This window comes from Mesorhizobium jarvisii (genome assembly GCF_003601985.1).
GTDB lineage: Bacteria > Pseudomonadota > Alphaproteobacteria > Rhizobiales > Rhizobiaceae > Mesorhizobium > Mesorhizobium jarvisii.
Window position 1 is genome coordinate 93,038 of the sequence record NZ_QZXA01000016.1, and the last position, 17,671, is coordinate 110,708.

21 protein-coding genes are annotated in these 17,671 nt (G+C 67.2%); 13 read left to right on the plus strand and 8 right to left on the minus strand.

Annotation, left to right across the window (positions count from 1 at the left end; all coding sequences use genetic code 11):
* Positions 1 to 243 precede the first annotated feature (243 nt).
* Genes D3242_RS29975 through D3242_RS29985 form a run of 3 tightly spaced genes read right to left on the minus strand, consistent with a single transcriptional unit; the run spans position 244 to position 1,627 of the window.
* Positions 244 to 684 carry a VOC family protein gene (locus D3242_RS29975; RefSeq protein WP_019859409.1) on the minus strand — a complete coding sequence of 147 codons (441 nt, stop codon included), beginning with the start codon at positions 682 to 684 and terminating at the stop codon, positions 244 to 246.
* A 60-nt stretch (positions 685 to 744) separates the two neighbouring features.
* Positions 745 to 1,170 (minus strand): BA14K family protein, encoded by a 426-nt coding sequence (locus D3242_RS29980; RefSeq protein WP_064981870.1) that lies wholly within the window; start codon positions 1,168 to 1,170, stop codon positions 745 to 747.
* Between the two features lie 31 nt (positions 1,171 to 1,201).
* Complete coding sequence (locus D3242_RS29985) at positions 1,202 to 1,627, minus strand: EF-hand domain-containing protein (protein ID WP_019859407.1); 426 nt, start codon at positions 1,625 to 1,627, stop codon at positions 1,202 to 1,204.
* A gap of 253 nt (positions 1,628 to 1,880) precedes the next feature.
* On the opposite strand from D3242_RS29985, the gene D3242_RS29990 reads away from it, so the two are divergent.
* From D3242_RS29990 to D3242_RS30020, 7 genes are all read left to right on the plus strand, one after another.
* Positions 1,881 to 2,315 carry an EF-hand domain-containing protein gene (locus D3242_RS29990; protein ID WP_019859406.1) on the plus strand — a complete coding sequence of 145 codons (435 nt, stop codon included), beginning with the start codon at positions 1,881 to 1,883 and terminating at the stop codon, positions 2,313 to 2,315.
* Positions 2,316 to 2,355: 40 nt separating this feature from the next.
* On the plus strand, positions 2,356 to 2,739 hold the full coding sequence (locus D3242_RS29995) for a hypothetical protein (RefSeq protein ID WP_038648036.1): 384 nt from the start codon (positions 2,356 to 2,358) through the stop codon (positions 2,737 to 2,739).
* Between the two features lie 91 nt (positions 2,740 to 2,830).
* On the plus strand, positions 2,831 to 3,427 hold the full coding sequence (locus D3242_RS30000) for an RNA polymerase sigma factor (protein ID WP_038648034.1): 597 nt from the start codon (positions 2,831 to 2,833) through the stop codon (positions 3,425 to 3,427).
* Positions 3,424 to 3,855, plus strand: a complete 432-nt coding sequence (locus tag D3242_RS30005; protein WP_038648032.1) for a hypothetical protein — start codon at positions 3,424 to 3,426, stop codon at positions 3,853 to 3,855. Before D3242_RS30000 ends, D3242_RS30005 begins: the two co-directional genes overlap by 4 nt.
* Positions 3,856 to 3,884: 29 nt before the next feature.
* Positions 3,885 to 4,253, plus strand: coding sequence for a periplasmic heavy metal sensor (locus D3242_RS30010; protein ID WP_223217701.1), 369 nt, complete (start codon positions 3,885 to 3,887; stop codon positions 4,251 to 4,253).
* 81 nt (positions 4,254 to 4,334) lie between these two features.
* Positions 4,335 to 5,495, plus strand: coding sequence for a hypothetical protein (locus D3242_RS30015; RefSeq protein WP_064981867.1), 1,161 nt, complete (start codon positions 4,335 to 4,337; stop codon positions 5,493 to 5,495).
* Entirely contained in the window at positions 5,488 to 6,246 is a 759-nt protein-coding gene (locus tag D3242_RS30020; protein ID WP_064981865.1) for an ATP-binding cassette domain-containing protein, read from the plus strand. Before D3242_RS30015 ends, D3242_RS30020 begins: the two co-directional genes overlap by 8 nt.
* Before the next feature lie 63 nt (positions 6,247 to 6,309).
* Here D3242_RS30020 and D3242_RS30025 read toward each other — a convergent pair whose 3' ends face one another.
* From D3242_RS30025 to D3242_RS30035, 3 genes are all read right to left on the minus strand, one after another.
* A complete protein-coding gene (locus D3242_RS30025) occupies positions 6,310 to 7,314 on the minus strand; it encodes a zinc-dependent alcohol dehydrogenase family protein (protein WP_064981863.1) in 1,005 nt (334 codons plus the stop codon).
* Between the two features lie 44 nt (positions 7,315 to 7,358).
* Positions 7,359 to 7,631, minus strand: a complete 273-nt coding sequence (locus D3242_RS30030; protein WP_064981861.1) for a hypothetical protein — start codon at positions 7,629 to 7,631, stop codon at positions 7,359 to 7,361.
* A 96-nt stretch (positions 7,632 to 7,727) separates the two neighbouring features.
* Positions 7,728 to 8,477: a DUF899 domain-containing protein gene (locus D3242_RS30035; RefSeq protein WP_010910518.1), complete on the minus strand. Its 750-nt coding sequence runs from the start codon at positions 8,475 to 8,477 to the stop codon at positions 7,728 to 7,730.
* A gap of 387 nt (positions 8,478 to 8,864) precedes the next feature.
* Between D3242_RS30035 and D3242_RS30040 the strand changes: the two genes are divergently transcribed.
* From D3242_RS30040 to D3242_RS30050, 3 genes are all read left to right on the plus strand, one after another.
* The gene (locus tag D3242_RS30040; protein ID WP_019859398.1) at positions 8,865 to 10,085 is read left to right on the plus strand and encodes a helix-turn-helix domain-containing protein; all 1,221 of its coding nucleotides are present in this window, start codon (positions 8,865 to 8,867) and stop codon (positions 10,083 to 10,085) included.
* A 188-nt stretch (positions 10,086 to 10,273) separates the two neighbouring features.
* Complete coding sequence (locus tag D3242_RS30045) at positions 10,274 to 10,906, plus strand: Vgb family protein (protein ID WP_019859397.1); 633 nt, start codon at positions 10,274 to 10,276, stop codon at positions 10,904 to 10,906.
* Positions 10,907 to 11,046: 140 nt separating this feature from the next.
* Complete coding sequence (locus D3242_RS30050) at positions 11,047 to 11,877, plus strand: aldo/keto reductase (RefSeq protein WP_064981860.1); 831 nt, start codon at positions 11,047 to 11,049, stop codon at positions 11,875 to 11,877.
* A 481-nt stretch (positions 11,878 to 12,358) separates the two neighbouring features.
* Here D3242_RS30050 and D3242_RS30055 read toward each other — a convergent pair whose 3' ends face one another.
* Positions 12,359 to 12,667, minus strand: coding sequence for a hypothetical protein (locus D3242_RS30055; RefSeq protein WP_019859393.1), 309 nt, complete (start codon positions 12,665 to 12,667; stop codon positions 12,359 to 12,361).
* 167 nt (positions 12,668 to 12,834) lie between these two features.
* On the opposite strand from D3242_RS30055, the gene D3242_RS30060 reads away from it, so the two are divergent.
* On the plus strand, positions 12,835 to 13,488 hold the full coding sequence (locus D3242_RS30060; protein ID WP_064981977.1) for a glutathione S-transferase family protein: 654 nt from the start codon (positions 12,835 to 12,837) through the stop codon (positions 13,486 to 13,488).
* 311 nt (positions 13,489 to 13,799) lie between these two features.
* Entirely contained in the window at positions 13,800 to 15,302 is a 1,503-nt protein-coding gene (locus tag D3242_RS30065; protein WP_064981858.1) for a helicase HerA domain-containing protein, read from the plus strand.
* Positions 15,303 to 15,368: 66 nt separating this feature from the next.
* Here D3242_RS30065 and D3242_RS30070 read toward each other — a convergent pair whose 3' ends face one another.
* Positions 15,369 to 16,004, minus strand: a complete 636-nt coding sequence (locus D3242_RS30070; protein ID WP_064981855.1) for a class I SAM-dependent methyltransferase — start codon at positions 16,002 to 16,004, stop codon at positions 15,369 to 15,371.
* 190 nt (positions 16,005 to 16,194) lie between these two features.
* Between D3242_RS30070 and D3242_RS30075 the strand changes: the two genes are divergently transcribed.
* A partial coding sequence (locus tag D3242_RS30075) for a bifunctional AfsR/SARP family transcriptional regulator/alpha/beta hydrolase (RefSeq protein WP_120145565.1) occupies positions 16,195 to 17,671 on the plus strand: 1,477 nt, incomplete at its 3' end.

Below are 17,671 nucleotides of genomic sequence, written 5' to 3' on the forward strand. Positions count from 1 at the left end.
TCCCCAGGGTGAAGCCGGCGGTCGATATCGCCCGCCTGATGCTGCGATCCACCTGTACGGGCCAGTGAGCGCCGTTTCCCGTAGACTGTCAATTAGCTGTTGCTGATGGAGCTGTCGCGACGTGGAGTCACCGACAGATCAGGGCTGCGAACGATGTGGCGTGCGTTCCACCCGTGCCTGGAGTTATGAATTGTAAGCCATTGCTGCCGGTTGAGGATATCGAAACCTAGGCGGGACTGACGCCTATTCCGAGATTGCTCGATTGCCGATCGCGACGCCACCCCAGTCCTCAGGCGCGACGTCGGCGATCGACTGAGAGAACGTCCAGTGGTGGCCGGCGAAGTCGCGACAGGAATATTGCCGCTCGCCATAGGGGAAGCTGACCGGCGGGCTCAGGATCACGGCACCGTGGCGCACAGCTCGCTTGTGATGGGCATCGACATCCATGACACGCACCATCACCGCTAACGGCGCGCCGGCCTGCTCCGGTATCGGTTCGCCCTTCTTCGATCCGGCGACAATCAACGCTCCCTCACCGAAGTCGAGTTGGTGGCGGTGGTTGCCGATGATTAGCCTCTGTTCGAACCCGAAGACGTGGCAGAGCCAGCGGCTGGCCGTCTCGACATCGGGATAGGCGAGCACTGGTATAATCGTGCTCGCGGGCATCGACCGATTGGTGATCATGTCATCTCCCGTCGCGTTTGGTGCAAGGGCATGAAGGCTGTGCGCGAAGCGCCCAGCGCCTCAACTATAGGGCGACCAGCACTGCTGGCGGGGTCCGCTATAAGGCTGATAGCTGTTGTCCCAGGCGCGGTAGGAAACGTAGCGCTCATGGCACCAGCGTACGTGCGCCGCTTCCAGACGCACCGCGGGACGCGGCAATGGCGCGACAGTCGCCGCCGCGACACCGGCGGCAAAGGCGGCGGCGGGGAACCAGTAGCCGTTGTAGTAGCGGTAGCCCGGCCGCACGCGGACATAGCCGCGATAGCCGTTATAGTAGTAGCCGCCGCCGACGACGTAGAAGCCGCGCCGGAACCACACCGGCGTCGGCGCTGTGGTGGCCGATGCCGGGGCAGAGGCCGGCACGACCGGCAGGGCCTGAGCCGGCGAGGCCAGCACCGAGGCGCCAATCATCAAACCGCAAAATGCCGCAAGCGTCCGTTTCATCATGTCTCTCCTGTGGGATGGGTTGTCTAGGGGATCACTGGCGCCGGAGCGCCCGCAGTTCGGAGATGGAAAGCGCACCGTCGCCATTCGTGTCCGCCCGCAGCAACCGGTCGGGAATGAAGGCGGCAAACTCGTCGCGCGAAATCTTGCCATCGCCATTGCGGTCGATGCGGCTGGCCTGTGCTCGGAAGTCGGCGAATTGCGCGGCCTGGAAGTCTCGCTTCGACTTCACCTGCTCGACGGCAGTGCGCACTTCGCCCGCGTCGAGCAGACCATTGTGGTTGGCATCCATCCGGTCGAACATCCGCGCCCGCGCGGCCTGGATTTCGCTGAACTCCAGCTTTCGGTCGCCGTTGGTGTCGATACGCCGGAAGAGTTCCCTGGCGCCGCTGCCGTCCGCCGCACAGGCGCTGCCAGCGCCAAGCAGCAGGCCGGCAAGGGCTATGACGATCTTGTTCATGCTGGTCTCCGCATTGGGTCGGATGGTCCGCCGCGGACCGTCCTTGCAGAGCCTTCTACGCAGGCCCTTTTGTGCTCCTACGCGCGATCGGGAGATTTTTCTCGAGATGCTGCGGGCGCAACTGCCGAGCGATGCCGCGACGCAGATTGGCGCGTTCGAAAAGAATCTCCCGTGTCGAGCGTAGGGTCCGGCCCGGTGCTGCGTATCGGTCAGCAGTCGCCCCCCGCGACCCGACCACGAAAGGATCATCATCATGAAACGTTCAGCACTCATTGCGGCCTTGCTTGTCGGACTTGTGCCGCTCCGTGCGGCGCAGGCACAAGACATGCCGGGCCAGCGCATCCTGCAACGCATCGATACCAATGGCGACGGCGCCATCTCCAAGGACGAGATGACGGCCGCCCGCGAGCGGCTGTTCAGGCGGCTCGACCGCAATGGCGACGGCGTCATCGACGAGAAGGAGATCGACAGCGCCCGCCAGGCGATCGAGGATCGCGCCGAGGTGGCGCAGGCGCGGCTCGGCAATCGCTGGCGCCGCCTCGACACGAATGGCGACGGCAAGGTGTCGCAACAGGAATTTGCCAGCAGCATGCCGTTGTTCGACCTCATTGATCGCAACGGTGACGGCAGGCTTTCCGCGGACGAGATCGCAACCATCCGCAAGCTGATAGCCGAGCGTGCCAACTAATCGGCAGCGATCATTCCCTTTACAAAACAAGGAGTACGACATGTTGTTTTCAGTAAAGATTCCGGCGCTCTGTATCGGCGCGGTGCTTGCCTGGTCGGCCGCTTCGCCGGCCTCGGCCGAGGAGTGGCGGCGTCCGACCGCGCATGGCGGCGAGATCAGCCGCAGCGTGACCCGGGACGGCAATGTCTATACCGGCTCGACCACCCGCACCGGGGCCAATGGCGGTGCCTACACATCGAGCTCCAAATGCATTGGTGGCGTTGTTGATCGCTGCGCCAGAAGCTATTCTGGCACCGGCCCGAATGGGCAGACCTTCTCCGGCAAGCGTGTATCGGCGGCGGGGCCGTTTCGAGGCCGTTCGGCAGGTAGCTTCACCGGTCCTAACGGCAAGACCGTCTACGGCATTCGCCGCTGGCGCCGCTGACATCTGGTGATGGATTTGAGCCCGAAATTCGTTTCTGCGCCGATCCGGATCGATGCGAGGTTCGGACTCGCCATCGAAGTCTTGCCAACCGGTGGCCGCCACCGTGCAGCATGACGAGCCCAGAGGCGACGACGAGCTTCTGGCCCGCATCGCCGGGGGCAACCAAAGCGCGCTGTCCGAGCTCATCGCTCGCCATGGCCGCGGGTTGCGAATGTTCGCGGCGCGTTATCTCGGCAATGCCGGCGACGCCGAGGATGTGGTGCAGGAGGTGTTCGTGACCGTCTGGAAACAGGCCGCGCGGTTTGATCCGGCCAAGGGGCGGGCTTCGACCTGGCTCTACCGGATCACCGCCAACCGATGCATTGACCAGCGTCGACGCAGGGCGCTACGCAGCTTCATCGGGCTGGACGACATAAGGGATGAGGTCGCCGCGCCGGAGGCGGACGCCGAGGCGACGACCGCGGCGCGGCAGGAACTGGCGATCGTCCGCGACGGGCTCTCGCGCCTGCCGGAACGGCAGCGCATGGCGGTACTGCTGAGAGCCGTCGGCGACCTCGACATCGCGGCGATCGCCGAGGTGATGGGCGGCAGCATCGGCTCGGCCGAGCAATTGCTGGTGCGCGGACGGCGTGCGCTCAGGGATCATTTGGCAATGGCGGCCGTGAGCCGCGAAAGGGAGTCCTCATGACACGGGACGAATTCGAACGACACAGCCTGCGCTTTGGCGCTGCGGTCGAGACATGGCCGGCGCCTTTCCGCCAGCAGGCGCTGGCGCTGCTGGCGGCCGAGCGCAAGGACGACCCGGATGCCGCGCTCGATCGTCTCGTGCTCGAAGCGGCGCTGACCGATGGCGACGACCAGGCACTGGCGCGCAAGGTGCTGGCCCGTATCGAAGCCGGCTCGGCACGCCCGTCTCTCTTGCCGCGCCTGCTCTTCAGTCCGGCCGGGTTCGCGGCCTGCGTCGCTGCCGTGCTGGTGGCGGCAACGTTGGCAGGCTACCAGGTGGCGCGGCTACAGGATGATCCGTCCGATACGGAGCTTCTGGCGCTGGCGTCCGGTTCGTCGCTGGCCGATGGCGGTATCGCGGCCGACGCGGAAGGGGAGGGCTCGCTTTGAAGCGTCCCTGGATATGGACGGCGACGCTGGTGCTGCTCGCCCTTTCGCTCGCCGTCAACTTCTTCCTGGTCGGTTATGCCATGCACGGGTTGCGCCAGGGCGCGGCGGCGCGCGTACTGTTGTCGGAAATTGCCAGCAGCTATCCGCCCGAGGTGAGGAAGGAGTTCCGCGGCATTCTGTGCGACAACCGCTCGCGCACCTTCCAGGCGTTGCGCGACTTGCGCAGTGCTCGCGCCAATCTGGCGGCGGCACAAACCGCCAAACCCTTTGATGAAGCGGCGGTGAAGGACGCGATGGCGGCGGTGCGCAGCGCAACGACCAACCTTCAGGCGACCATGCAGGATTATCTCCTGACCGCGCTGAAGAACGTTAACGCCAAGCCCGCCGCGGGAGGCTAAGCCGCGACGGCCCTACTGACGGCACAATCGTCGCCGACCTATGTCGATGTCCAACCGGCTTGCGATCGCAAAGATGGAACAATGCGGCACGACAGGCTTGTCCTGACCCTGATTTGGCGCGAGCTCTCGGCTGGCCTGCGCTCGATGCGCCGACGCGATCTCGTTTGGATCGTCGCTGGCGGTGGGGCGTTGCTCGCCTACGCCATTGCCGACATCGTCGTCGCCTTGCATGCGGTATCCGCCACCCTGCGTCAGGCGCAGGCGCTGTGGGCGGTCGGCTTGCCGGGGGTGCTTCTTTGCCTTGGCGGCTTCGCCGGCAGCGCGATCGCAAGACTTTGCCTGTCGCGCGCCTTCGCGCCGTTCCTGAAAGCATTGCCTCTTTCACTCATGGAGCGCCGGCGCATGGCGGCCGTGGCGGCATGTGCGCTGGGCGTTCCCCTTGCCTTCATCGCGGCGGCGGCCGTGGGCCTTGGGTGTTTCGTCATCGCAAAACCACTGGCGCCGGCCTGGGGTCTCGGTGCCGTGATGCTGTTTGGCGCCGGCTTTGGCGCGGCGGCGGTGCTGCGCCTGCGGAGCGCTCGCGACCTGGTCCTCAGCGATAGTGCCGATCCGGTGAGCGATCCGGGCGGGCGCAAGCCTTGGCTCGGCGCCTTCGATCGTTCGACGCCGGCCTGGCTCTCAAGCTGGGCCTGGGACCTGCCCGCCGGGCGCGTAAGGCTTTCATGGCGGCTGGCGGGGGCAGCCATCCTGTTCGGCCTCGCGGCAGTCGTTGCCGGCTCCATCAGCCTTGCCCGCCATGATGCCGTGCCGGCGGCGATGGCCGGGCTGACCGGCGGCCTTCTGGTGTTCATGTTGAGCGCGCGGTTCCATCCACTCGGCTCGCCGGTGCTGCGCACGGCTCCGCTCGGCTTCGTCAGGGCCTGGCTGCGCCTGGCGCGGCTGCCGCTGCAATTGTCGCTCGCCTTCTTCCTCCTGCCGGCGGGAGCCGCCCTGGCGGCGGAACCGTCGGCCTGGGCGATGCCGCTCGCCAGCGGCTTCTGGCTGCTGGCGCTGAACGGCGCCTATGCGGTGTTTGCCGCCTATTTCATGACCGCGCCGTTCGTCGCGGCGCTGACCTTCCTCAGCGCCATCGCCTACGCCAGCTACGAGACGCTCGAATATGGGCGCACGGTGCTGATCGGTTTTGCCGCCCTTGTGCTGTTTCTGTGGCACCAGGCGCAACGGAGATATCGCCATGGATAGCAGCATCGATCCTGCCGAAATCCTCGCGGTTCGCGGGCTCAGCGCCGGCTATGCTGGCCGCGCGGTCGTCAGCGGCATCGACCTGTCGCTCGACAGGGGCGACATCCTCGGCCTGCTCGGCGCCAACGGTTCGGGCAAGTCCACCTTGCTCAGGGCCATCACCGGCCAGATTCGGCCGCTCGGGGGGACCGTGGCGATCGATGGCGCCGACCTTGTCAGGGCACCGGAACGCGCCAAGTCAGGCTTCGGCCTTGCCGTGGATCCATTCGACCTGCCGGCGGCGCTGAGCGGGCGGCAATATCTCCAACTCGTCGCCTCGATCCGCGGCTGCGCCGAAGACGACTGGCCTGGCGTCGATGTCACTGATCGGCTTGGGCTCAATCGCTGGATCGAACGGCCGATAGCCGAATATTCGCTCGGCACGCGGGCCAAGATCGCCATTGCCGCGGCCCTGCTCGGCACGCCACCGCTACTGATCCTCGATGAGTCCCTGAACGGCCTCGATCCGCTTGCCGCCTTCGAGGTGAAGCGCATCATCCTGGCCCTGGCTTCCAATGGCCGCCATGCCGTCATCATCTCCACCCATGTCGTGGAAGCAGTGCCGGGCCTGTGCAACCGCGCCATCCTCCTGGCCGATGGCCGCATGGCACGCGCGTGGCACGCAAGGCAACTGGCCGAGGCCGGCCAGATGCCCGGCGCCTTCGAAGCCGAAGTCATGCAGGCGCTGGCGGTCCAGGCGGCCGATGGGTGATGGCACGTCGCGCCTGGACGGCTGAAACCCAGGCGTTTCGCAACGGCTGCGGTCACGCAGGGCTCAAACCTCCAGGCAGACCTTGCCGAAATGCTTCCGCGCTGCGTAGTGCGTGAAGGCGGCGGCTATCTCGCGCAGCGGGAAGCGACGGTCGATGACGGGCTTGATGCGATTGACGTCTATGGCGCGGATCATGTCCTCCTGGTCCGCCCGGCTGCCGATCGAAATGCCGCTGATGCGGATCTGGTTCGAGAATATGGCCGGGATCGAGACATCTGCCGCAAAGCCGGTCAGCACGCCAATCAGGGCGATGTGGCCGCCTGTCCGGCAGGCGGCTATGGACTGCGCCAGCGTGGCGGGGCCGCCGACTTCGATCACGTGATCGACGCCGCGGCCATCCGTCAGCTCCCGAACCTTGCGGCTCCAGTCCGGCACGGCCTTGTAGTTGATGACGGCGTCGGCGCCGAGGCGGCTCAGCCGCTCCAGCTTTTCCTCGTCGGAGGAGGTGGCGATGACCCGGGCGCCGGCGGCCTTGGCGAATTGCAGCGCAAACAACGACACGCTGCCGGTGCCCAGAACCAGCACCGTGTCGCCGGGCCTGACCTTGCCGGATACGACCAGGCCTCGCCAGGCGGTGACGCCGGTGCAGGTCAGCGCCGCGGCTTCCCCGTGCGTATAGCCCGCGGGAGCTTTGGTGAAGGCCTGCGCGGGCATGCAGACATATTCGCTGGCGAAGCCGTCGAAACTCTCTCCTGGAATGTCGCGCCTGGTGGCGGGCGTCATGTCGCCGTCAAGCCACCGGGGATAGAAGACACTGACGACGCTGTCGCCGGGCTTGAGCGCATCGACTTTGCTGCCGACGGCGATCACTTCACCCGCACCGTCGGACAGCGGCACGCGGCGGTCGGCCAGCTTTGTCTTGCCTTGCACGGCGAAATCGTCGCGCATGTTCAACGAGCAGGCGCGGATCCTGACCATCACGTCACCAGGGCTCGGCTGCGGCGGATCTTCCTCGACCAAGTCGAGCCTGTCCAAGCCACCCGGCGCTCGTAGCCTGACCAGCCTCATTGTCTTCTCCGAAATGTGGGATGTTTGATGCAGGCGCGCCGGCTCTATCGGACCTGGCGGCCGGAAATCACCCGCAGCCAGGGTGCCAGATGAAAGGCGCTCATCAAGAGATACATGGCCGGCATCCCGGTCAAAGACGGGCCGGTCAGCGGGGAGGCGCCCATGCACAGCATGGCCGCGTCGCCGCCTTGCAGGCAGGACAGCAGGGCCATCAGGGCGAAGGTGGGCGCCGCGGCGAGGCAGAGCCAGTCGGCGACGCCAAGGGTGGTGGTGCTTTCACGGGTCGCGCTGGCGGTGCTTATGTGGGTATCGCTCATGATCTTAATTCCTTGATGGTCGCGGTCCTTCAGGATTTGGGCTCCTCTCCCTCGCCAAGAGCGAGGGAGAGGAGCGCTTTCCTGTCCAGTCCCTGCTTACTCACCCTTATCCCTGAAGGCGGCTTCGCCGGCGGCGGCCACTTCGGCCCATTTCTTGTCCGCCCCGGCTTCGTAATTGTCGTGCCAGTTCCACCAGCTGTAGAGCGGGGTCTGGGGATAGCCTTCGGGCGAATCCTCCCAGATCTCCTGGCGGCCGAGCGGGGTAGCGTCGAGATAGCTCCAGACCGTGCCCATCTGCTCGTCGCCGCGGCTGTTGATGAGATAGGTGCGGAAGACGCGGTCGCCGTCATGGATGAAGACGTTGTGGCCGTGCCACTCGTCGACGCCGAAATCCTTGTCGAAGCTGTCGGTGATCGTGTACCAGGGCATCTCCCAGCCCATCCGCGCCTTCAGCCTGACAATGTCGGCCTGCGGTGCCCGTGAGGCGTAGGCCAGCGTGGTGTTGCGGGCGTTGAGATGGGCGAGGTGGCCGACCTGGTCGGCGCCGAGTGAGCAGCCGCGGCAGGCATGATCGGGCCAGCCATAGACGCCCGGCTCGAAGAAGGCGCGGTAGACGATCAGCTGGCGGCGGCCTTCGAACAGGTCGAGCAGGCTTGCCTTGCCGTTGGGGCCTTCGAATACATAGGCCTTGTCCACTTCCATCCACGGCATGCGCCGGCGTTCGGCGGCGAGCGCGTCCTTGGCGCGCAGCGTCGCCTTCTCCTTCACCAGCATCTTTTCGCGGGCAGCGTCCCATTCCTGCCGCGAAACGATCGGTGGGGTCTTCATCGTCATGTGCTTGGTCATTGGTCTTCTCCTTTGTCAGTCATGGTGCCGTCGCGGGCCGTGATCGCCTTGGGATCCAGGCTAGAGCGATGAGGCTGGGTGAGGTGAGTTACATCTGCGACGGGATTTGAATCATCCGGCACGGCGCAGCAGGGGTGGCGGGGGCGTGCGGTGTGTTCGAGATTGTCGGTTGCAGGCATTTTCAACTATCCCTAATGAGATGCTTACTATTAATACCTGAGATGCTCAGGCTAACGAGTGCCGGAATTGGCGTCAACGGTGCCGATGGCGGCCTCAGCCACATGGCTAGGTCTCCATCGGGCCAACGCCGCTTGCTGACCGGCGGTGGTGATTTAAGTTAGGGCGCAAACGTGCCGGGGTGGGAGTTACAAGTGTGACGGGATTTGAATGGACTCGCTGATCACCGCGGCGGCGCTGGCGCTGGCGGCGGGTGATCCGCTCGGGGCGCTCGACCGCGTCGCCCTGCGCGAGGACGCGCCGGCGCTGGCGCTGCGCGGCATCGCCATGGCGCAGCTCGGCGACTTCGATCGCGCCAAGCTTCTGTTGCGGCGGGCCGCGCGCGCCTTCAGCCCGAAAGAAGCTGTCGCGCGCGCCAGATGCGTCGTCGCGGAGGCCGAGATCGCGCTGGTCTCGCGTGACCTGGGCTGGCCGGCCAAGGCGCTCGACGCGGCGCGCACGACGCTGGAAAAGCATGGCGACCGGCTGAACGCGGCGCATGCCGGCCACCTCAAGGTGCGGCGCCTGCTGTTGATCGGCCGGCTCGACGAGGCCGAGCACGTGCTGGCCGGGCTCGACCCGACGCCGCTGCCGCCGGCCGCGCGGGCCGCGCATGAGCTCGCCGTCGCCGGCATCGCCATGCGGCGGCTCAGAACCCGGCCGGCGCGCGCGGCGCTGGAATGGGCGCGCAACGCCGCCCGCCAGGCCGGCATTCCAGGCCTTATGGCCGAGGTCGCCACCGCATCCCTGGCGCTGGAAACGCCGGCGGCGCGGCTGATCACGCAAGGCAGGGAGCAGCCGCTGCTGCTCGAAGAGGTCGAGGCGCTGCAGGCATCGCCGGCGCTGGTCGTCGATGCCTTTCGCTACACCGTGCGCGCCGGGGACCGAACAGTCTCGCTGGCGAGCCGGCCGGTGCTGTTCGCGCTGGCGCGCGCACTCGCTGAAGCCTGGCCCGGGGATGTGTCGCGAGAGGAGCTCGTGGCGCGGGCCTTTGGCGGCAAGCATGCCGATGAATCGCACCGCGCCCGGCTGCGCGTCGAGATCGGCCGGCTGCGCGCCGAGCTTGCAGCACTTGCCGACATCAGCGCCACCAAGCGCGGTTTCACGCTGGCGCCGGGCCTGGCGCGCGCGGTGATGGTGCTGGCGCGGCCGATCGAGGAACGCCACGCCGCCGTGCTGGCCTTGCTCGCCGATGGCGAAGCCTGGTCGAGCTCGGCGCTGGCGCTGGCGCTCGGAACCGGCCAGCGCAGCGTGCAGCGGGCGCTGGAGCCGCTCGCCGAGGCCGGCAAGGTGCAGTCTTTCGGCCATGGCCGGGCGCGCCGCTGGATGACGCCGCCGGTGGCCGGATTCACGACCACCTTGTTACTCCCGGCGCCGCTGCCAAACGGCTAAGGTGTGGCGATATTCAGGTGAGGCCGGTCTGCAAACGGCGGCTTCCTGCGCTTCCGGTGCTCACGTACGAAAAGTACGCTCCGCTCCGGTTCTCGGAAGCCACCATTTTCGACTCGGCCTGACCTGAATCTCGACACACCTAAATCCCGTAACGTAGATCAGCGGATGACGACCACGAGGATCAAGACATGAAGCATTCACCGGCCGAAATCCTGCGCGAATACGGACCCTTTCCCGGCGTGGAGCGGATACATGGGGTGAGCTTCGACGGCGAGAACGTCTGGTTTGCCTCGGGCGACAGGCTGAACGCCTTCGATCCGCAAAGCGGGCAGACGCTGCGTTCGATCGATGTCGCCGCACACGCCGGCACCGCCTTTGACGGCCGGCATTTCTTCCAGCTCGCCAATGATCGCATCCAGAAGATCGATCCCGATACGGGCGCGGTGCTCGCCACGATCCCGGCGCCCGGCGGCGGCCGTGACTCCGGGCTGACCTGGGCCGAAGGCACGCTGTGGGTGGGGCAGTACCGCGAGCGCAAGATCCACCAGATCGACCCCGAGACCGGAAAAATCCTGCGCAGCATCGAATCCAGCCGCTTCGTCACCGGTGTGACCTGGGTGGATGGCGAATTGTGGCACGCCACCTGGGAGGGCGACGAGAGCGATCTGCGCCGCGTAGACCCGAGAACCGGCAAGCTTCTGGAGAGGCTCGACATGCCGGCCGGCATGAGCGTCTCGGGGCTGGAATCCGACGGCGCCGACCGCCTGTTCTGCGGCAGCACATCCACTCCGGTGGTGCGGGCGGTGCGCCGGCCGAAATGAGCCGGTTCCCCTGACGAAGACATCAAGTCTGTGAAGTCGCCGGCGAATTTGTCCGCCGGCGACTGGTCGTCGTCCCGGCACGTGCCTAGATAGGCTGGGTCGGGCGACCGCCCGGACATTTCTTCGCAAAGGATCCGACCATGCCAGAACTGATGACGTTGAACGACGGCACCGCCATTCCCCAGCTAGGCCTTGGCGTGTGGCAGGTCGATCACGGCATCACCGCCGATGTGGTGGGCTGGGCGATCAAGGCCGGCTACCGGCTGATCGACACCGCGCAGGGCTACCGGAACGAGGAAGGCGTCGGCGAGGCGATCCGCGCCGCCGATGTGCCGAGAAGCGAGCTGTACATCACCTCGAAGCTGCGCAACGGCGCGCATGAGCGCGACGCGGCGCTCCGCGCTTTCGACGACACGATGGAAAAACTCGGCATCGAGCAGCTTGACCTGTTCCTGATCCACTGGCCGGTGCCCAGCCGCGACAAATATGTCGAGGCCTGGAAGACCCTGATCGAGCTGAAGCAGGCCGGCCGCATCAAGTCGATCGGCGTTTCGAATTTCAACAGGGATCATCTGGAACGCATCATCGGCGAGACCGGCGTGGTTCCGGTGGCCAACCAGATCGAGCTGCATCCGCGCTTCCAGCAGCGCGCGCTCAGGGAATTTCATGCCGGGCATGACATCCAAACGGAGAGCTGGAGCCCGCTCGGCAGCGGCCGGCTGCTCGGCGACCCGACGATCGCGGGCATTGCAGCGAAGCATGGCAAGTCCGCCGCGCAGACGATCATCCGCTGGCATCTCCAGCAAGGGCTGATCGTCATCCCCAAATCGATCCACCAGGACCGCATCGCGGCCAATTTCGACGTCTTCGACTTCGAACTGGACACGCAGGACCTGAAGACGATCGCGGGCATGGATTCGGCCGACGGACGGGATGGACCGAACCCGGCGACGGCGGCGTTTTTGTTTTGAGGTCAGGCTCTTGCCAAAGCAGCAGTGCTAATAAGGGCGCGCCGACGGCAAAACTGCCGATCTCCCCCTTGTGGGGGAGATGCCCGGCAGGGCAGAGGGGGGGCGCTGGCCCGCCGGCCTCTCAGGATCTGGTTCCTCGCCCCCGCGAAGCGGGGGGAGAGGTGGCCGCGAAGCGGTCGGAGAGGGGGCCTTCGTAAGGCGCTGGCACTCCTGCCGGAGCATTCCAGCACAGGTCAGCGCCATTCCGCTATCCGTCTCGGCTTCGCCGAGCCACCTCTCCCCACTTCGTGGGGCGAGGAACCCAAGCTGGACTTCTGTCCTGCCGGACGTTCGTCGTTCAGAAAGCCAAGCGATTGGCTTTCTGTCCGCTACGCGGACCACTCCTCAACCCCCACGAGGGGGGAGATCGGCGGCTTCACCGTCCGCGCTCGCTAAATTCCGACCCATCCTAGGGGACAGATCGGCCGCTTACGCCTTTGCGCTAAATCCCAGACCCGTCCAGTTGTTGCGCGTCGTCGCCTTCCCAGGGGGCGGGCATCGAGCCGCCGCGGCTGAGGTTGGCCGAGGGCATGGGCATCCAGCATTTCAGCTCGGGTTCGGCATATTCGACGACGCGGCCGGGCGAGGAATCCGATGCGCGCCAGCCTTCACCGGCGAACTGGTCGCCGCGCGACCAGTAGGCGAGGTCGACTTCCGCAGGCCCCTGTTCGGAGGGTCGGACCGTGACCAGGATCCGGCTGCCGTCCTTGGGTGCCGTCGACATGTGGCGCCACCGTTCGGGCTCGTCCATCGCAATTCCTCCTGCTTTGGTGCGAGATGAAGTGTCGCCTTGCCATCGATGGTGGTCAACCCACACTTTGTCGGATTGCACCTGCCGGACGCGTCCTTGGTCTGGCATGTTCGCCAGGACCAGGAGTGACACTCATGAATGACAAGGTCGAGCCGAAGCCGGGCGGAATGAAACTCTATTTCAGCCGCAATCCCAATCCGCGCCTGGCGGTCGCGGTGGCGCGTCATCTCAAGGCGCAGGTGACTTTCGAATTCGCCTCACCCTTTGCGCCGGGGCAAGCGGAGCGATTCCGGCCGCTCAATCCCAATCTCTCCATTCCCATCCTGGCATGGCCTGGCGGCAGCCTGTGGGAGGCCGACGCCATCGCCTGCCGGCTGTCGCGCGCGGCGCGTTCCGATTTCTGGCGCACCGGCGAGGACGAGCCCGAGATGATTCGCTGGCTGAGCTGGGGCAAGGAGAATTTCATGCGCGCCTGCGACACCGTGCATTTCGAGCGCGGCACCAAGCAGCGCTATGGCATCGGGCCGATCGACGAGGACAAGGTCAGGGAAGGGCTGGAAGAGTTCCACAAGGGGGCCGCGATCCTGGAGGCGGAACTGGCCGACCGGCAATGGCTGGTCGGAACGTCGCTTTCCTATGCCGATTTCCGCATGGCGGCCTTCCTGCCCTTCAACGATGCCGCCCGCCTGCCGCTCGATGACTATCCCGCGCTCATCAGCTGGTATCGCCGGCTCGAAGCCATCGAGGCCTGGCGCGACCCGTTCAAGGGGCTGGATGCACCGCCCCTGGCACCGGTGCCGAGGCAAGCTGCGGCGCTGTAACGGGTAGGCTGACGACCGGCGCATACAGAAACGAAACTTGAAGACGCCGGCCGCCATTTGGGGCGTTGGGGTGCATCTCGTTGGGGCGCGATGCAAGGTCAGGCTAAACGGATGGCCGGCCTCCGCAACCGCAACGCCGGCCCATGGTGAACAGCTGGTTACTATCCACAGGGGCGGCTGATGGCGGCCGTTCCTGCCGACCCTTCCCTCACAACTGTGCGCAACACCGGGCTGCCGGCCATCGGTGCTCGACGGGCCGCGCCTGGGTTGCTAAGCCCCATGCCGCGCAGGAGACCTTTTTGAGTCGAGACATGACCGTTGCGATCGAGATGGGACACACCACGGCGGGCGCCCCAGCGAACCTCGATCTCGAGGAACTGCTGGCGACCCGCCTTCTGGTGCAGGGCAATTCGGGCTCCGGCAAGTCGCATCTGTTGCGCCGCCTGCTCGAGCAGAGCGCGCCCTGGGTGCAGCAGACCATTGTCGATCCCGAAGGCGACTTCGTCTCGCTCGGCGAGCGCTACGGCCATCTGGTGATCGATGCCGAGGAGCATACCGAGCGCGGCCTGCAGGCGGCCGGCGAGCGAGCGCGCATCCACCGCGTCTCCACCGTGCTCAACCTCGAAGGGCTCGACGCCGAAAACCAGATGCGGCGCGCCGCCGCCTTCCTCGGCGGGCTGTTCGAGGTCGCGCGTGACCATTGGTACCCGATGCTGGTGGTGGTCGACGAGGCGCAGCTGTTCGCGCCGGCGGTGGCCGGCGAGGTTTCCGACGAGGCGCGCAAACTCTCGCTCGGCGCCATGACCAACCTGATGTGCCGCGGCCGCAAGCGCGGGCTCGCCGGCATCATCGCCACGCAGCGTTTGGCCAAGCTCGCCAAGAATGTCGCGGCCGAAGCCTCCAATTTCCTCATGGGCCGCACCTTCCTCGACATCGACATGGCGCGTGCCGCCGACCTCTTGGGCATGGAGCGGCGCCAGGCGGAAGCCTTCCGCGATCTGGAACGCGGGCAGTTCATGGCGCTGGGGCCGGCGCTGTCGCGGCGGCCGCTCGGCCTGCGCATCGGCCCGACCGACACCAGCCCGCGCAACGGCACGCCGCGGCTGATGGCGATGCCGGAGGCGGCGCTGGAGGACGCCCGCGCGATCATCCTGGCGGCGCCGCCGCCAGAGACGGTGCGCACGCCGCGCCGGGTGGCGTCGCCCGACCTGCTCGACCAGCTGATGGCGGCAAAGTCGGCGGCGCTGGAAATCCGCCCCGAACCGGCGGAGCCGCAAATCAGCGCCGAGGACCTGGCGGAGCGGCGCGAGCGGGTCGACCGCGTGCTGCGCGCCATCCTGGCGCAGCCCGATGCGGGTTTTCGCGTCATCGGCGTGCTCTACCAGGAATTCGTGGTGCGCTGCCGCATCGAGGGCCTCGCCTCGGTGGTGCCGGACCTCGCCGAATTCCGCCGCATGCTGACGCGCGCCCGCGCCGGGCTCGGCTCCGAGACGACGCAGGACGATGCATGGCGGGACGTTTCCGTGCGCGCCTCGCTGCTGCCCGACGACATGCAGGGCGTGTTCATGATGATCGCGCGCGCGGCCAAGGAAGGCTGGCCGTGCCCGAGCGACGCCGCGATCGCGCGCGCCTACGGTTCGCACTCGCTGCGCCGCGCCCGGCGCCTGCTGACCTATATCGAGGAGCAGGGCCTGATCGTCTGCCAGCTCGACGGCACGGGAAGGCGCACCGTGACGCTGGTCGAACTCGCCTGGGCCACGGCCCCCGGCGACCCCAATGCCGAGGAGGCGCAGCAGGGGAGCCTGGCGCTGTGAGGGCGGCTGTGGCGCGTGCGACTCCCGGCGCGACATCGATGCACGGGGCAAGACAAGGCTGACCGGTCAGCCCGCCGCCGCAATGCCGGCGTGGTGGCTGCCCAGCTGCCATAGGGGCAGGGGGAAGCGGCCGTGCTGCACTTCGAGCAGGCGGAATCCGGCCCCGCCGATCAGCCGCAGCGGATCGCGGTTGAGGTGGCAGCCGCCGGCGATCGATCCCCACAGCCGGTTCAGGCGCTCCTGCCAGCGGCGGCAGCGCGGTCCCTCGGCCTGGCCATGCTCGATGAAGATCAGCCGGCCCGTCGGCTTCAGGATCCGGCGGATTTCGCTCAGCGCCGCCTCAGGGTCCGGAATGGTGCAGAAGGCATAGGTGACGACCACCGTGTCGGCGATGCCGTCGGCCAAAGGCAGGCTTTCGCCTCCGGCCCGGATGCATTCGACGGCGAAGGGCATGGCGCGGCTCTTGGGTGCTGCGAGGCCAAGCATGGTGCCGTCGGGGTCGATGCCGACCAGCCGCTCGACCCTGGCGGCGTCGTAATAGGGCAGGTTGAGGCCCGAGCCGAAGCCGACCTCCACGACGACGCCTTGCGCAAGCGGGATGACCCGCTTGCGCATTTGCGTGAAGGCGCCGGCCGAACAGCCGGCATGGACGAAATACGGCGCGACGCAGCGCGCGTACCAGGAGAGGCAGGTCTGGCACATGGCTCAGCCTCCATGTCTGGTGTTGGCACCTGAGGTAAGCCGTTCTGGCGTGTGATGGCTTGATGTATTGACCGGTGACATTTCTCGCTCCAAGGGAGTTGATCGGGCCGGATCGGCGCGATTTCGCGGGGATGGATAGAAGGCCGGCGTCCCCTCAACGTCCTCTACTTGCGCGGCCGCGTGCGGATCGATGGAGCTGATACAACTCAGGCTGCTGGGGTTTCCGGAGTTCCGGCTGGACGGGCGGCGGATAGAGCTCGCCTTGCGCAAGGCGGCCGCGCTCGTCATCTACCTGGCCGAGGCCGGCGGACCGGTGGCGCGCGACGTCGCCGCCACGCTGCTGTGGCCCGAGGCCGACGCGGAAGCCGCACGCGCCCGCCTGCGGCGCACGCTCTACAAGATCCGCGTCGCCTTCGGCGAGGAGATCATATCAGCCAGCGCGGCATCGCTCAGCCTGCGCCCGGCAGTCGAGGCCGACGCCATCGCCTTCGACCATGCCTGCGACGCCGGGCGTCTCGACGAGGCCGCCGGCCTCTACAGCGGCGACTATCTCGCCGGCTTTTCGCTGCCGGATTGTCCCGAATTCGAGGAATGGGTGTTTTTTCGCCGCGAGGCCTTGCGGAGCCGGCTGGTGCAGGCGCTGGAGCGGCTGGTGGAAGCCAGGATCGCCGGCGGCGCTGCGCGGACTGCCGTGCTGCACGCGACGCGCCTCGCCGCCCTCGACCCTTTGAGCGAAAGCGCGCACCGCCATTTGATCCGCGCCCATCTGGCCGCCGGCGACCGGGCGGCGGCCGAGCGCCAGGGCGAGGCCTGCGTGCGGCTGCTGCGCGACGAACTCGGCGTGGCGCCGGACCCGGCCACGCTGGCTCTGCTGCACGCCAGCGATGCCGAACCGGAGATGCCGAGAACCCGCTATGTCGCCGTGGACGGCATCCATATCGCCTACCAGACCATAGGCAGCGGCCCGGCCGATATCGTGCTGGTTCCGGGCTTCATCTCGCATGTCGAGCGGATCTGGGAAGACAGGAGCTGCCGCGCCTGGCTCAGCGCCGTGTCACGGCTCGGCCGGCTGATCCTGTTCGACCGGCGCGGCATGGGCCTGTCCGACCGCGTCGGCGCCCGCCCGACCGTCGAGGCGACCGCGCGCGACATATTGGCTGTCATGGATGCGGCCGGCAGCCGCAAAGCCGTGCTGGTCGGCGCCTCGGAGGGCGGGCCGGGCTGCATCCGCTTTGCCGTCGACCACCCCGACCGCCTGACCGGCCTGGTCCTGTGGGGCTCGCTCGCCAAGGGCAGCCGCGCGCCCGACTACCCCTTCGCGCTCACCTCGGCGCAGTACGACCTCTGGCAACAGCGCCTGCTTGCCGGCTGGGGTGGCCCGGCGGAAATCGAAACCTTCGCGCCGAGCGTCGCCCAAGACCGCCAGGCGCGCGCCTGGTGGGCCGGCCTGCTCCGGGCCGCCTCCAGCCCCGGCGCCGTCGCCGGCCTGCTGCAGGCGCTGCGCGACGCCGACGTGCGTCCGCTGCTGTCAAAGGTCACGGCGCCGACGCTGGTCCTGCACCGCAGAGGTGACCGGGCGGTGCGGGTGGAAGCCGGGCGGGACCTGGCGGCGGGGATAGCGGGGGCGCGGTTTGTCGAGATGGAGGGGGAGGACCACTGGTTCTGGG